14 protein-coding genes and 1 tRNA gene are annotated in these 13,259 nt (G+C 62.2%); 6 read left to right on the forward strand and 9 right to left on the reverse strand.

Annotated elements, in window-relative coordinates; translation table 11 throughout:
- Positions 1 to 252: 252 nt before the first annotated feature.
- On the reverse strand, positions 253 to 2,091 hold the full coding sequence (locus FKB36_RS08590) for an AMP-binding protein (RefSeq protein ID WP_261597649.1): 1,839 nt from the start codon (positions 2,089 to 2,091) through the stop codon (positions 253 to 255).
- A 163-nt stretch (positions 2,092 to 2,254) separates the two neighbouring features.
- On the opposite strand from FKB36_RS08590, the gene FKB36_RS08595 reads away from it, so the two are divergent.
- Positions 2,255 to 3,103 (forward strand): SDR family NAD(P)-dependent oxidoreductase, encoded by an 849-nt coding sequence (locus FKB36_RS08595; protein WP_261597650.1) that lies wholly within the window; start codon positions 2,255 to 2,257, stop codon positions 3,101 to 3,103.
- 33 nt (positions 3,104 to 3,136) lie between these two features.
- Entirely contained in the window at positions 3,137 to 3,313 is a 177-nt protein-coding gene (locus FKB36_RS08600; RefSeq protein WP_261597651.1) for a hypothetical protein, read from the forward strand.
- Positions 3,314 to 3,328: 15 nt separating this feature from the next.
- Here the strand turns inward: FKB36_RS08600 and FKB36_RS08605 are convergent, their stop codons facing one another.
- From FKB36_RS08605 to FKB36_RS08620, 4 genes are all read right to left on the reverse strand, one after another.
- The gene (locus FKB36_RS08605; protein WP_261597652.1) at positions 3,329 to 3,715 is read right to left on the reverse strand and encodes a nucleotidyltransferase domain-containing protein; all 387 of its coding nucleotides are present in this window, start codon (positions 3,713 to 3,715) and stop codon (positions 3,329 to 3,331) included.
- Entirely contained in the window at positions 3,700 to 4,122 is a 423-nt protein-coding gene (gene hepT / locus FKB36_RS08610; RefSeq protein ID WP_261597653.1) for a type VII toxin-antitoxin system HepT family RNase toxin, read from the reverse strand. The genes FKB36_RS08605 and hepT overlap by 16 nt, the downstream gene beginning before the upstream one ends.
- A 108-nt stretch (positions 4,123 to 4,230) precedes the next feature.
- Positions 4,231 to 4,545 carry a ferritin family protein gene (locus FKB36_RS08615; RefSeq protein ID WP_261597654.1) on the reverse strand — a complete coding sequence of 105 codons (315 nt, stop codon included), beginning with the start codon at positions 4,543 to 4,545 and terminating at the stop codon, positions 4,231 to 4,233.
- A gap of 229 nt (positions 4,546 to 4,774) precedes the next feature.
- Positions 4,775 to 6,463, reverse strand: coding sequence for a bifunctional metallophosphatase/5'-nucleotidase (locus FKB36_RS08620; protein WP_261597655.1), 1,689 nt, complete (start codon positions 6,461 to 6,463; stop codon positions 4,775 to 4,777).
- A gap of 171 nt (positions 6,464 to 6,634) precedes the next feature.
- On the opposite strand from FKB36_RS08620, the gene FKB36_RS08625 reads away from it, so the two are divergent.
- A complete protein-coding gene (locus tag FKB36_RS08625; RefSeq protein ID WP_261597656.1) occupies positions 6,635 to 8,158 on the forward strand; it encodes a DUF1538 domain-containing protein in 1,524 nt (507 codons plus the stop codon).
- A 12-nt stretch (positions 8,159 to 8,170) separates the two neighbouring features.
- On the forward strand, positions 8,171 to 8,887 hold the full coding sequence (locus FKB36_RS08630; protein WP_261597657.1) for a P-II family nitrogen regulator: 717 nt from the start codon (positions 8,171 to 8,173) through the stop codon (positions 8,885 to 8,887).
- A gap of 110 nt (positions 8,888 to 8,997) precedes the next feature.
- Here the strand turns inward: FKB36_RS08630 and FKB36_RS08635 are convergent, their stop codons facing one another.
- Together FKB36_RS08635 and FKB36_RS08640 are read right to left on the reverse strand one after the other, a co-directional pair.
- A complete protein-coding gene (locus FKB36_RS08635; RefSeq protein WP_261597658.1) occupies positions 8,998 to 9,666 on the reverse strand; it encodes a flavodoxin family protein in 669 nt (222 codons plus the stop codon).
- Between the two features lie 75 nt (positions 9,667 to 9,741).
- Complete coding sequence (locus FKB36_RS08640; protein WP_261597659.1) at positions 9,742 to 10,179, reverse strand: FKBP-type peptidyl-prolyl cis-trans isomerase; 438 nt, start codon at positions 10,177 to 10,179, stop codon at positions 9,742 to 9,744.
- Positions 10,180 to 10,681: 502 nt separating this feature from the next.
- Between FKB36_RS08640 and FKB36_RS08645 the strand changes: the two genes are divergently transcribed.
- Complete coding sequence (locus FKB36_RS08645; RefSeq protein WP_261597660.1) at positions 10,682 to 10,855, forward strand: restriction endonuclease subunit S; 174 nt, start codon at positions 10,682 to 10,684, stop codon at positions 10,853 to 10,855.
- Between the two features lie 188 nt (positions 10,856 to 11,043).
- Here the strand turns inward: FKB36_RS08645 and FKB36_RS08650 are convergent.
- Positions 11,044 to 11,116, reverse strand: a tRNA-Thr gene (locus tag FKB36_RS08650).
- A gap of 79 nt (positions 11,117 to 11,195) precedes the next feature.
- The gene (locus FKB36_RS08655; protein ID WP_261597661.1) at positions 11,196 to 11,927 is read right to left on the reverse strand and encodes a sugar phosphate isomerase/epimerase family protein; all 732 of its coding nucleotides are present in this window, start codon (positions 11,925 to 11,927) and stop codon (positions 11,196 to 11,198) included.
- A gap of 144 nt (positions 11,928 to 12,071) precedes the next feature.
- Between FKB36_RS08655 and FKB36_RS08660 the strand changes: the two genes are divergently transcribed.
- The gene (locus FKB36_RS08660; protein ID WP_261597662.1) at positions 12,072 to 13,247 is read left to right on the forward strand and encodes a hypothetical protein; all 1,176 of its coding nucleotides are present in this window, start codon (positions 12,072 to 12,074) and stop codon (positions 13,245 to 13,247) included.
- The last annotated feature ends 12 nt before the right edge of the window (positions 13,248 to 13,259 follow it).

Raw genomic sequence — 13,259 nt, forward strand, 5'->3', positions numbered from 1 at the left:
ACCGGCGACGTTCCGGAGAACGACTGTCCATTGGACAGGAGTTTGAGAAGCCCAGAGGGGTTCGAGGCGTGAGCGAAGAGCGAAACTCGAACACCGCAAGGTGCGCAGTCCCCACGGTTCACTGCGCTGTGATATGTTCCTCAATTCAGCCGCTCTGCTTGCCATGTTTCGAGGTCTCCGAACTCTCTTGAGACAGTCAATACGATGCGAGCCTGTGCACCATCAAGCCCATAAAAATAGAGGAAACCCCGCTCAGTTCCCGTTGTTGCTCATGTGCAGTTCCTGGTCCCGCAGGACGTTCCTCTGGATCTTGCCGGATATCGTCTTCGGGAGTTCCGGGACGAACTCGATCAGCCGCGGATACTTGTAGGGAGCGGTGGTGTTCCTGACGTGCGCCTGGAGTTCCTTGACCAGCGATTCGGACGGCTGGTGACCGGCCTTCAGGACGATGAAGGCTTTGACGACCATCCCGCGGATGAGGTCGGGCGACCCGACGACCGCCGACTCCTGCACGGCCGGGTGCTCCATGAGGGCGCTCTCGACCTCGAACGGCCCGATCCGGTACCCGGACGACTTGATGACATCATCGCTACGTCCGATGAACCAGAAGTAGCCGTCCTCGTCCATGCGTGCCTTGTCGCCGGTGTAGTAGTATCCGTTCTGGAACGACTCCCGGTTCGCCTCGGGGTTGTCCAGGTACTCCACGAAGAGCCCGACCGGCCGGGGGTTGAGTTTGACGGCGATCCGCCCCTCTTCCCCGGCGCCGACCACCTTGCCGTCGTCGTCGTGGAGCTCGATATGCCAGCCGGGGGCGGGCCGCCCCATGGAGCCGGGCTTATGCTTCATGCAGGGGAACGTCGCGATGCAGCAGACGGTCTCCGTCTGGCCGTATCCCTCGTAGATGGCCTCTCCTGTGCCGTCCTCCCAGACGCGGATCACCTCGGGGTTGAGCGGCTCCCCGGCGCTGCAGCAGTGCCGCAGGTCGCGGAAGTCGAACTTCTCGAGGTCGGCCAGGATCAGCATCCGGTAGACCGTCGGCGGTGCACAGAACGTGGTCACCTCGTACTTCTCGATCAGCGGAAGGAGCTCGGTCGCGCCGAACTTCCCCCGGATATCGTAGACGAAGATGCAGGCCCCGGCGATCCACTGGCCGAAGATCTTACCCCAGGCGCACTTCGCCCACCCGGTATCGGAGAAGGTCAGGTGCAGGTCGTTCTCCGTGACGTCCTGCCAGAGCGAGGCGGTGATGATGTGCCCGAGCGGATAAGAGTTGTTGTGCAGCACCATCTTGGCCTCGCCGGTGGTGCCCGAGGTGAAGTAGATCAGCATCGGGTCGGTCGCCCTCGCCCTCTTCGCGACCGGCATGCTGACCTTGTGGTGCGATACCGGCGCGGGATACTCGAGTTCGTGCAGGTAACTCGCCCAGCCCTCCCGCTCTCCGTCCACCAGGAAGAGGGTGTCGAGCAGCGAGCAGGAGTCGGCGACCTCGTCGATCTTCTCGGCGTTCTCCAGGTTCGTGATGATCATCCGGAACTTCCCGGCCTTGATGCGGTATTTGATATCTTTCGGGGTCAGCATCGTCGGGCAGGGGCAGAAGACCGCGCCGAGTTTGATGAGCGCGATGACGAAGATCCACCATTCCGGGACACGCGGGAGCATCAGCATCACCCGGTCGCCCTTCTTGATGCCGAACTTGAGGAGGATGTTCGCGGCGCCGTTCGAGAGGTACCGCAGATCGCGGAAGGTGTATTTCTTCTCGTTTCCCTCCTGGTCGACCCAGATCATCGCCAGTTTGTTCCGGTCGGTCTCGGCCCACCGGTCGATCACGTCGTAGCCGAAATTGAACTGCTCGGGGACGTCGATCCTGAAGTTGGCGCAGGCGGCCTCGTAGTCGGTCATGTTCGGCTCCCGGGCGTTTGCAGGCTGTACCCCCGCAGGAACCGCGGTCTGCACGCCTTTTGCGGACGCACCGTTGAGGTACTTCGTGCAGAGGTCATTGAGCCATTCCGACCGGGACACACCCCGGTATTCGCGCATCCTGTCGATCGCTTCCACGAGGTCGTCATCCATCGTGACCGAGTATCGCACCATACAGTACAGGTTTGTGGTGCAGTATATCACCCTTTTGATTCCATCAGCACCACCACCGGGCGATCAACCCACTTATGGTGCACCGCTGCGGGATATGTGCCGCGGAGCGCACCGAATCGCTGCACCGCCACGTTCAAATAGCAGGCATGCACCCGGGCCGCCCATGGCGGAGCGAACCATCCTCGTCACGGGCTCGACGGACGGTATCGGAGAGGCGACCGCACGCGAGCTCTCCCGGCAGGGTCATCGCGTGCTGCTCCATGGCAGGAACCCGGAGAAGGGCAGGAAGGTCCTTGCGGAACTGGAGGAGAACACCGGCGCCGACCGGCTCGATCTCTTCATCGCCGACCTCTCGGTGCAGGAACAGGTCATGAGGCTGGCGGAGGAAGTCGCCGGGGCGTACGACCGGCTCGACGTCCTCATCAACAACGCCGGGGTCTTCATGCCGGAGCGGGCGGTTGCTCCCGGAGGGATCGAGATGACGTTCGCCGTGAACTTCCTCTCGCAGGTCCTGCTCGCCCACGAACTCCTCGGGCTCCTTGAGCGGAGCGCTCCGGCGCGGATCGTCAACGTCGCGTCGATCGCTCACCGGAGCGCGAGGTCGGTCGACTGGGGGAACCTTCCGGGTTTTCCGGACTACGACGCCTACGACGCCTACGCGGTCTCCAAGTTAGGGGTCGTCGCCTTCACCGCCCGGCTCGCCCGGACGCTCGAGGGGACGGGGGTGACGGCAAACAGCCTCCACCCGGGGGTGATCGATACGAAACTCCTCCGGGCCTACACCGGCGGGAGGGACGGCGGTGCACCGCCGGAGAAGGGGGCGGAGGTCGAGGTGCACCTCGCCCTCTCCCCGGATGCCGGGGAGACGAGCGGCGGCTACTTCGAGGAGAACCGGTGGAAGCGGCCGTCGTCCCTCGCCCTCGATGCGGGGGTGCAGGAACAGTTCTGGGAGATGGGGAGCAGCCTCACCGGGGCGGTGCGGTGGGCCGACCCGAAAGCATATGCACGATGAGGACGAGCGAGCACCACCCGGAGGGAGAGCAGCATGGCAAAACGCAAGTTGAAAGGCGAAGAGAAGGCAGAGACGAAGGAGCACTGGTGCGAGATCTGCGGGGCGGCCTGCGACGAGATCACCGAAGAGAACTACCCGGACCTCGAGAAGGCGAGGACGCTCTGCCCTGACTGCAAAAAGTCCTACGAGGAGTCCTGCAGGATCAGGTGACGGGCGGGAGAAACTTCACGATCGGACGCGGCGGAGCAGATCCCCTGATGAGACCGGCATCTGCCGGTGCTTCATGTCGCGCCAGACGGCAAGATGCCGGTAAAGCCAGTAGTCCAGGTCGTCCGGATCGTCGGCGTAGAGCACCGTGTGCGCCTCAAGGACCGCGCCCCTGAGGTACCAGGGGATCTCGTCGAAGATGACGATATCGTAGCGCCCCCCCGCCGTGAGCATCCGCCTGTAGACCGGAGCGCGGTCGACGTCCTCGTGCAGGATGAGGCAGGTGTCGATGTCTGAGCGCTCGTCTGCGTAGCCCTTGACGTGCGATCCGTAGATGAGGATACCCCTGATGGACGGCAGCACCTCACGGAAGTGCTCGATAAGTTCGGTCATCTCTGCAGCCACGTGAGTATCACCCCGGAGAATTCGCGCAGGGCTTCGGTGAGCCGTGCGATCGAGGCATACGCTATCCGGTCGTTGATGCCGTCGTATTCATGGACCAGCCGGTTCCGGAGACCGTTTGCCTCTTTCAGGGACTGGCCGAGACCCGCCGGAACGATCCCCCGTTCGACCAGGTAGTCGACGTTGCTGTAGTCGTCCTGCGCCGAAGAGTCCAGGCTGCGCCTCGTGAGGGCACAGATGTCGGCCGCGGCTTCGACCGCTTCCTGGAACTCCTTGTACATCGCCTTCCTGAGTATCCTGTCGGTGAGGATCTCTTCGGAGAGATGCCGATCGATGAACTCCACCCGGTCGATCAGCATCTCGCATTTCTGCACCACCCTCTCCGCGATCGTCTGGGTGTGAGTTGCCATTGCCTGATGTTTCACGCGAAGTCATATTTGAGTGTATGCATTTACGGGAAGCATCGTAACAACCGGATCCGGCGGGCCGGGTCTCCGGCGCCGGTAGACCCGCCGGGATCACTTCCCGCCTTTCTTGAGTTCCTCGATCATCTCCTCGACTTCTTCGTAGCCGTGCCGGTAGAACTCCTCTTCGCCGGGCTCAATCTCACGGAGAAGCCGCAGAAACTCTCCCGCATGCTCTTTCTCCTCGTCCGCGATATCGCGCATCACCTTCTGGACCAGCGGATCGTCGGTCGACTCGGCGATCTGGTTGTAGAACTGGATCGCCTCGTACTCGGCGGCGATCGAGAACCGGATCGTCCTGATGAGTTCTCCCCGGTCCAGTCTGCGCTCCATACGGTTCCCGGAGAACGGTTGTGCAAATTCAGGCATATCAGATGACCTCCGGCGGCTCATGGGAAGCGGCGTTATATATACGTTAGGCCAGTTGCCGCCCCATGATCATGGAACGGTGATATCCTCACCCCGAAACGAATTTCACGAACGGATGGGCTCCAACCTCATCGACGAAAGTATGGTAGAAAATATTCTGGATCTCAAAAGACGGATACTAAAGGGTAAGGGAAGAATCCCGACCGGAGGGAGACGTGGACGGTATCGGTCAAATAACGCCCTGCCCCGCCTTCGCGATCCTCCCCTCCGGCTTCGCGTCCACCGGCTCCGGGAGGGACTCCATATACGCGACCAGGGCATCGACGTCGTACGGGCCGTTGACGATATCCGTCCCTTCCCTGAAGACGGTGTACTTATCGCCGCCGGTTGCGAGGAAATCGACCATCGCCGCCGTGTAACTCCCGTTCGGGTCGAGCGGGGTGCCGTTCACCCGGATATCGACGATCCTATCCCCAGCAGGCTTTCTCTCGTCGAAGGTATACGTCAGCCCGGATACGGCAAGGTTATGGGGCGGGAGCGGGGTCTCCCACTGCCGTTCCAGGACTTCCCGGACCTGTTCGCCCGTGAGCGTCATCGAGAGGACGGTCGACGAGAACGGCTGCACCGCATACAGGTCGCCCCAGGTGACGCTCCCCATCGCGATCTCTGCCCGGAGCGAGCCGGTGGTGGCAAACGCGATATCGGCGCCCATCGCCGCCCGCTGGCCGTCGGCGACGAGGTTGCCGAGCGCGGATTCGCCGGCATCGGTCTGCAGCCGCGTGAGATCAGCGGATGTTGTCGTTACGACACGGGCCGTCAGCGGCTCGACCGCCGCTTCGCAGGCCTCAAGCAGGGCCAGGGCCTCCGGGTCGGGACTGGTGCCGTTTTTGTGCGCCGGGACGACCCGTGCCGACGCATGGACGACATCGCCGGTGAGGGGATCGATGACGATATCGACGTCGGCAAACGCCCTGCCGTAACTGTACGCCTGCGTCACCAGCACCGGGTTTCCACCGGCGTTCTCCAGGTAGGCGTTGGTGAACGCGTGGGTGTGGCCCGAGAGGACAACGTCCACGTCCCCGTCAAGGCCGGCGACGATCCCGGCGACCCTGCCGGTGACGTTCTCCCCCTCCCGGGTCGGGCCGTCGTAGGACTCCTGCTCTCCGCCCTCGTGGAGGAGGACGACGATTGCGTGCACCCCCTGCTGCTGGATCTCCGGGACATAGCGGTTGATCGACTCAACCTCGTCTTCGAAGCGGACCTCCTCGATATTCGCCGCCTTCACTATCGAGGGCGCCTCGACGGTCGTGGCGCCGATGAACGCTATCTTTGCACCGCCGGCGTCGTGGATGGTGTAGGGAGCAGCAAGGAGGGTGCCGTTCGTCTTCCAGACCACGTTCGAGGAGACGTACTCCGCTGCCGCGCCCGGGTAGGGGTCTACCGGGCGGGTGAGGGCTGTCGCCCCGTTCCCGCCGTGGACCAGCCGTAGCAGTTCGTCCGTGCCCCGGTCGAACTCGTGGTTGCCGAAGGTCGCGATCGTCCCCGGCGAGCCGTCCGCGAGGCCGTTGAAGAAGAGCAGGGCAGGCTCGTCCAGCAGCAGCCCGGACTCGGGCGGCGACGCCCCGACGATATCCCCCGGGAGCGCGATGAACGTGGTTGTGCCGTTCGCCGCCGCGGATCTGAGGTATGACGCAAGCACCGGGGCGCTCCCGGCCGGTTCGCCGTTGATTTTCTGCCCGTCGGGGAGCTGCCCGTGGAAGTCGTTGACCGCGAGGATCCTGACGTGCACCGGCTCAGTGTCCGGGGAGGGGTAGCCCGAGAGTGCGATGGGGGCGAGAACGACGAACAGGAGTGCGAGCAGGCCGGCGATCACCTGCCGCCAGGGGGGCCTTCCGTCTCCGGACAAACCGGGTTTCATGAGAAGAGGTCATTCTGGGCGGTATAAATATCCGCTGGAATAGATCCGGGCGAAAACGAGGGGGCCGGGCGATTATGGCGTCCTCTCATTGCGGCCGCTCAGCCGTTCCGACGAGATGTATCGCGAAGAAATATATCCGCCAGGTATTGAACTATATGAGGGACGCAGGGCATGCAGAGAGCGCTGGTAGATAAATTTAAAGAGTCGGCACAGTCCGTTCTGCCAATTGCAGCTATTGTCCTTCTGCTTCACTTCACTCTAGCCCCCCTGCCGTCCGGCACGCTGGTGCTCTTCCTCCCGGCGATCGTCCTGCTCATCCTGGGCATGGGTGCCATCACCCTCGGCGCCGACATGGCCGTGATGCCGATGGGCGAACTGATCGGCGCGAAACTGACCGAGTCGCGGAACCTCTGGCTGATGATCCTGGTCAGTTTTCTGCTGGGCCTGGCGTTGACGTTGGCGGAGCCCGACCTGCAGGTGCTGACCCGGCAGGTCCCCGCCGTGCCGGACTTTGTTCTCGCAGGCACGGTCGCCTTCGGCGTGGGTATCTTCCTTGTGATCGCCATGCTGCGGATCCTCTTCCAGGTCAGGATCTCCCACATCTTCATCCTCACCTACGCCCTGGTCTTCATCGTCGCCGCGTTCACCGCGCCGGAGTACATGGGCGTGGGGTTCGATGCGGGCGGCGTCACCACCGGCCCCATCACCGTGCCCTTCATCCTCGCACTGGGCGCCGGCGCTTCGGCGGTTCGTGCAGGGAAGAGTACCGAGGAGGACAGTTTCGGGTTGTGCGCCCTCTGCTCGATAGGGCCGATCCTGGCGGTCCTGATCATGGGGGTCTTCTTCGACCCCACCAGCACCGGCTACGCCTTTGATACCCCCGCCACGGCAAACAGCATCGGGGAACTTGCGGCTCTGTATGCCGGGGGGATGGTCGGGTTCTTCCTGGAGGTCTGCCTCATCCTGGTGCCCATCCTCGTCTTCTTCGGGGCGTTCCAGGTCGTAAACCTGAAACTGCCCCGGGGCCAGTTGATCCGGATCGGCGTGGGGCTCGTCTACATCCTCCTCGGGCTCACGATCTTCCTGACCGGGGTGTACATCGGGTTCATGCCCGCCGGGACCTACCTCGGCCATGCCATCGCGTCGCTGTCCAACAACTGGATCCTGGTCCCGTTAGGTCTGGTCATCGGTTCCTTCATCGTCGCCGCGGAGCCCGCCGTGCATATCCTCAACAAGCAGATCGAGGACCTCACGCACGGCGCCGTCTCACGGCGGGTCATGATGCTGGCCCTCTCGATCGGTGTCGGGATTGCCCTTGTTCTTGGCATGATCCGGATCCTTACGAGCATCGAGATCTGGTACTTCCTCCTGCCGGGCTACGCTATCGCCCTCCTGCTGACGTTCTGTGTGCCCCAGATCTTCACCGCGATCGCGTTCGACTCCGGCGGTGTGGCCGCGGGCACCATGGCGGCGGCATTCCTGCTCCCGTTCGCTCTCGGAGCCACCGATGCCGTGGGCGGCCCCTTGCTGCTGGATGCGTTCGGCATCATCGGTCTCGTGGCCATGATGCCGCTGATAACCGTGCAGGTCATCGGGCTGGTTTACCAGATCAAGATGCGGAGGGCAGAGGCCGCGGATAGGAAGCAGGCCAGGGAAACCTTTGAGAAGGAGAATACCGAGATCATTGATCTGTAACGAGGAAGAAGAATGCTGCACGAGAGATCCCCCGGCACACCGCTTGTCCTGATGGTCACGATATTCGACCGCGGGCAGGATGAACGGGTCATGGACCTGTTCACCCGCGAGGGTGTGACGTTCAACCTGCTGACCCACGGAAGAGGCACGGCAAACTCTCAGATCCTGGGTTTCCTGGGGCTCGGGGAGACGGAGAAGACGCTACTCTTCAGCACGATGTCATCAGATGCGTCAGACGTCCTGCTCGGGCGGGTCGGCGAGGTGGTGGGCCCGGATAAACCCAATCGCGGCATCGCTTTCACGCTGCCCGTCCGCAGCGTCTGCGGAGCTCAGGCAGTGAAAGACCTGCTCGGCATATCGGAGATAAAGAGGGGAGAACAACCTATGGAAGAGAGAGGAGAGCACGATCTGATCGTGGTTATTGCAAACCGGGGGTTTGCCGATGTCGTCATGGAGACGGCCAAGGGTGCGGGAGCTACGGGAGGAACCGTCGTCCACGCTCGGGGCACCGGCGCAAAGGAGATGGAGAAGTTCTTCGGCGTGACCATCCTGCCCGAGAAGGACCTGATCCTGATCGTCGCGAAGGGGGAGGCGAGATGCAGTATCATGGAGGCGATCGTCGCCGAGGCAGGCCCCCAGACCGATGCCCGGGCTATCGTCTTCTCCATCCCGGTGAACGGCGTTGCCGGGTTGTCCACGGCTCCGGGGAGAGAACCGCAGCCGTCGTAGAGGCGGCGACGGCTCTTCACTCCCAGACCGGATCTTCTCTTTCGGCTCAAGGTTCGTATCTGGCCGGAAGGAGCTTATCCGGGTGATCTGTGAACGATCAGGCCGCGGGTTCACCAGACCCAGGCCTGGTCGACCCAGCGCTCGTAATCACCCGGCCATTCGGGTTTTTCCCCGGTGATGACCGCTTCGAACTTTTTCTGATACCGTTCGTGGAACGCTTCGATCTCCGGGTACTGCCGTCGGGTCCGGATCGCTTCAGCGAGTGTCTTGCCGAGTTCACGTGCACTCTCTTCCGACCGGGTCAGGGTATCCCGGTCTTTTCGGATCGCGACCCCCACGCTGCCGACCGGTGTCGCACCGAGCATCTGGAGGAAGTGGTTCAGGTATTTAGCAACCTCCTGCTCGGCATGGTCGCCCGAGGTGGAGACCGAGCATCCATACTTTCCCGAGAATGCCTGACACTGGATTCCATCGGCCATACGGTCGATGAACAGTTTCATCTGGCCGGTGACATGGTCGATGTACACGGGCGACCCGAGCACAAGCCCGTCGGCAGCCTTGATCTTCGCGTACAACCCCGGAAAATCGTCTTCCTCAACGCATCTGCCCTCCTGGAAACAGGCGCTGCAAGCGTTCCGAAATTTGATATCGAGGTCTATGAGGTTCACGAGATCGATATCTGCTCCTTCTTCTTTCGCGCCGTCGAGGACCGCGATGATGAGACGCAGGGTGGCGCTTCTTTCGCCCCGGGGGCTCCCGTTAATTCCGATTACCTTCATGATGACCGCTCCAGACAGCGGCGCCTATCGATCGTACCCGGTTATGAAGGTTGTTGCCGGGAGATTCGCCGGGCTCTAGCCGTCCCGCGGCAGGATCTCCTCGACGGTGATCGCGTAGGTGATCGTCTCTCCCGCAAGGGGGTGGTTGGCGTCGACGGTGATACGTTTCTCGTCCACGTCGAGGACAGTCACCAGACAGGGTTTGCCCATGACTTCGACGCGGACAAACTCGCCGACAACCGGTTCGTGGTCGAGGGTCAGTTTCGTCCGTTTCACCGTGACCACGAGTTTTCGGTTGAACTTCCCGTAGGCCTTCTCCGGGGGGAGCACCACGGTCACCGTCTCGCCCGGAACTCTTCCCATCAGCGCCTCCTCGAAGAGAGGGTTGATCTGGTTCGCCCCAAGGGTGACCCTGACGGGCTCGCCCGAGCGGGTATCCTCGAAGACCTCGCCGTCGGGGCGGGTGCTGGTGAAGTGCAGGAGGAGGGTGTCGCCGTCGGTTACGGGTGGCATGAGTGGCTGATCGGTTTGTCGGGCAGGGGTTTAACCCTCACGATGTCGGGCTGGATGGGTCAGGCGCGGCCACGCCCGCGCCCGGGACAGGGCGGTGTACCCGGCCGTCACGGGCGAACCGGCCTGGGAAGGCTTACCTGCAGACGAGATTCTTGTGGATCACAAACCGGGGTATATGGCCCCACAAAAATGATTGTGCGACGCCCATGACCCACAACAATGTTTGTGCGACACGGATCGTAGTTCAGTGTCGCACAAAACCAATAGTGCGACGCCGGTGACGCACGACGATCAGGGCGGGTGCCGGCGAAGTGCAGGGTTTTTCGCCGGTCACGGACGGCACGGGTGGAGTGGGGTTCCACCTCCACGATGTCGGGCCGGTTGTGTCAGGCGCGAGCGCATCCCGGGCAGGAGAACACCGGAGTTAGATTTATGCGCACGCTGGATGATTACGGGTCATGCGCCGATACCAGATAGCCGTTATCGTCGGGAGCCTCCAACTTTGAAAAATTGGCCCATCCCTCTCCCCCCACTTGCCGAACAGCATCGCATCGTCGCAAAGGTCAACGTCCTCATGGCGCTCTGCGACGACCTTGAAGCACGGATCAGAAAGCGACAGGAAGTTCAGACAAAGTTGCTTGAGTCCGTCATCGCTGAAATGGCCATACAGGCATAGTCTCGGCAGGATATTTGTCCCATTCGGGACTCCCTACTCCATCCCCCGCCGGAAGACGAGCAAATCGTGTCCGTGCGGCACCGCACCGGATACGGGTCAATGGTCATACAGCAATGTGCGCGTATTAACTATACACAGTAAATTCGGACGAAAAACGGGTGGAGGGCTTACGAACATGCTCTCCTGTAAGCCTCAGGCGAGATTCGAACTCGCGACCTCGTCCTTACCAAGGACGCGCTCTACCGGCTGAGCCACTGAGGCGTGACGCACCAATTATATTGGAGGTTTACCTTATAAAAGGTTACGGCTGAAACCGGGGTGAGAACCGGGCAGGATCTCCCTACTCCCCCTCATCCGCGGCGTCGATCGCAGTGAGCGCGGATATGCTTGCGGTCACCCCGTCGAAGGTCTCCACCTCGATGATCGGCGTCACCCCGCTCCTCCGCACAGCCTTCATCACGGCCGAAAAGTCGATCGTCCCGTCCCCGACCGGCGAATGCGTATCTTCGGTGCCGTCGTTGTCGTGCAGGTGGAAGTGCGCCGCCGGGTGGGTGAGGAAACAGTCCAGGCACCCGTTCTGGTTCGCGTGGCCGACATCGAGCGCAAGCCCGATCCCGTCGATGAGCGGCAGATCGTCGCAGGTGCGCAGGAAGAAGTACTCCCAGTTCCCCATGTTCTCGACGAAGAACGTGACCGAGAGTTCCTCGGCTGCTCCGGTCAGTTCGGAGAGCGACTGCCGGAACCTCGCCACCGCCTGCTCCCGCTCCGCAGTCCACGCGTAGTAGCCCGGGTGGATGACCACATCCGCCCCGACCTCAGCGGCAACGGCGAAGGCCTGCGTCAGGACCTCGACGCTCGCCCGCCGGATCGGCTCAAGGAGGCTTGCGATGTTGACCCCCCGGGACGGTGCGTGGATGAAGTAACGGTACGAATAGCTCTCGAGCGGTTCCGCACCGGTAAGGTAGTGCAGCCCGTCGTCCATCACCTCCACGCAGTCGGTGATGGGAGCGAGTCTCTCGAGCGCTACGGCGAGCGGCTCGCGATGAAGACAGTAGGTGGAGACGCCGAACATACAGAATGTTCCGGCGGGAACGATAAATAGGTTCGGAACGGGCACCTCCCGGTGTAGTGCCGCCCCGCCTGGCACGGGAAAGCCTTTCGCGGCAAAAAGGACCAATCCGCATGGTTTATACTATCGACACCACAAATGAATAGTATGGCTGACGGCTTCGTCCCGGAGGTTGTTGTCTCGAACCGGCTTGATAAAGCCAAGGCCGAGATCTTCTCCTACATAGAATCCAATGCCGAAGCCATCGACGAGAACTTCCCCGTCTTCTTCGGGAACGTCGTCATGCTCCTCGACCGTGCGGGCGTCCCCATCGCCGACGCGAGCTACGACGAGTTCATCGACGCGATCGTGTACCGGGTCTTTGAGGCCAGCAAACGCGCCGAGGACCTGAAGTTCCTCAACCGCGCCTGCGAGATCGCCTGCGGGATGAAGCGCAAAAAAGAGCGCAAAGCGGGCGTCCACCTTGCCGCCGCCGTCAAACTGATGAAGATGGGGATGCCGCTGGCGGCGACCCTCTTCCTCCAGCCCTACCGCAAGCACGACGCCGCCGTCGGGTGCTGGTACGCCTACTGCTACTACGTCCTCTACAAAGAGGGATCAACCGAACCCGGCTACTCGGCCGCGGAACGATGGAACTACCTCAAGGCCGCGCGCCAGTACATGGAGGAACTCGGGCAATTGCGGCCGGGAATGCAGCGGCTGGTCCGGGGCGAACTCGAACAGGACAGATGGCTTGCCGAGCCGTTCTGGGTGATGATCTTCCTTGCGACCGAGTGGATTCCCGAGAACCGCTGGTTCCTGGAGACCGGGATCGCGCGGAGCAAAAAGGAGAAGAACGACGCAGCCCTGGTCAAGATGCTCCAGATCGGCCTCATCCGGTTCCCCGACGAGATCTTCTTCTACCGGGAAGCCTACCACCTCAAGTTCGAGCAGGGCGACCTCGCCGACGCCATGGGCCTCATCCACGACCTGGTCCAGAGGTTCCCCGAGGACCTCGAACCGGTCTACTACGGCCTCCGGACCACACTCTACCTCCCGGGGGAGGAGTTCAACACCTACCGGAAAGCTGCCGAACGGCTGAAGATGCCGGGCCATGTCCTCTATCTCATAGACTACGCGTATGCCTTCCTCAGGGGAAGACGGGGGCAGGCGACCCTCTGTCTCGACGAGTTCCAGAGGAAATACCCCTCGCTGAACTACTACTCCGACATGCTCCGGTTCGTCACCGCCGATATCCCCCCGACCGAGAAGGGCGTCAACGCGGCGGTCTTCACTTCGGTCGACCATTTCTGCAAGAGGATGCTCAAGATCGGCGACACCTGAGGGTGCCGCGAT

This window comes from Methanoculleus formosensis, from assembly GCF_025384765.1.
In the GTDB taxonomy this organism is placed as follows: Archaea; Halobacteriota; Methanomicrobia; order Methanomicrobiales; family Methanoculleaceae; genus Methanoculleus; species Methanoculleus formosensis.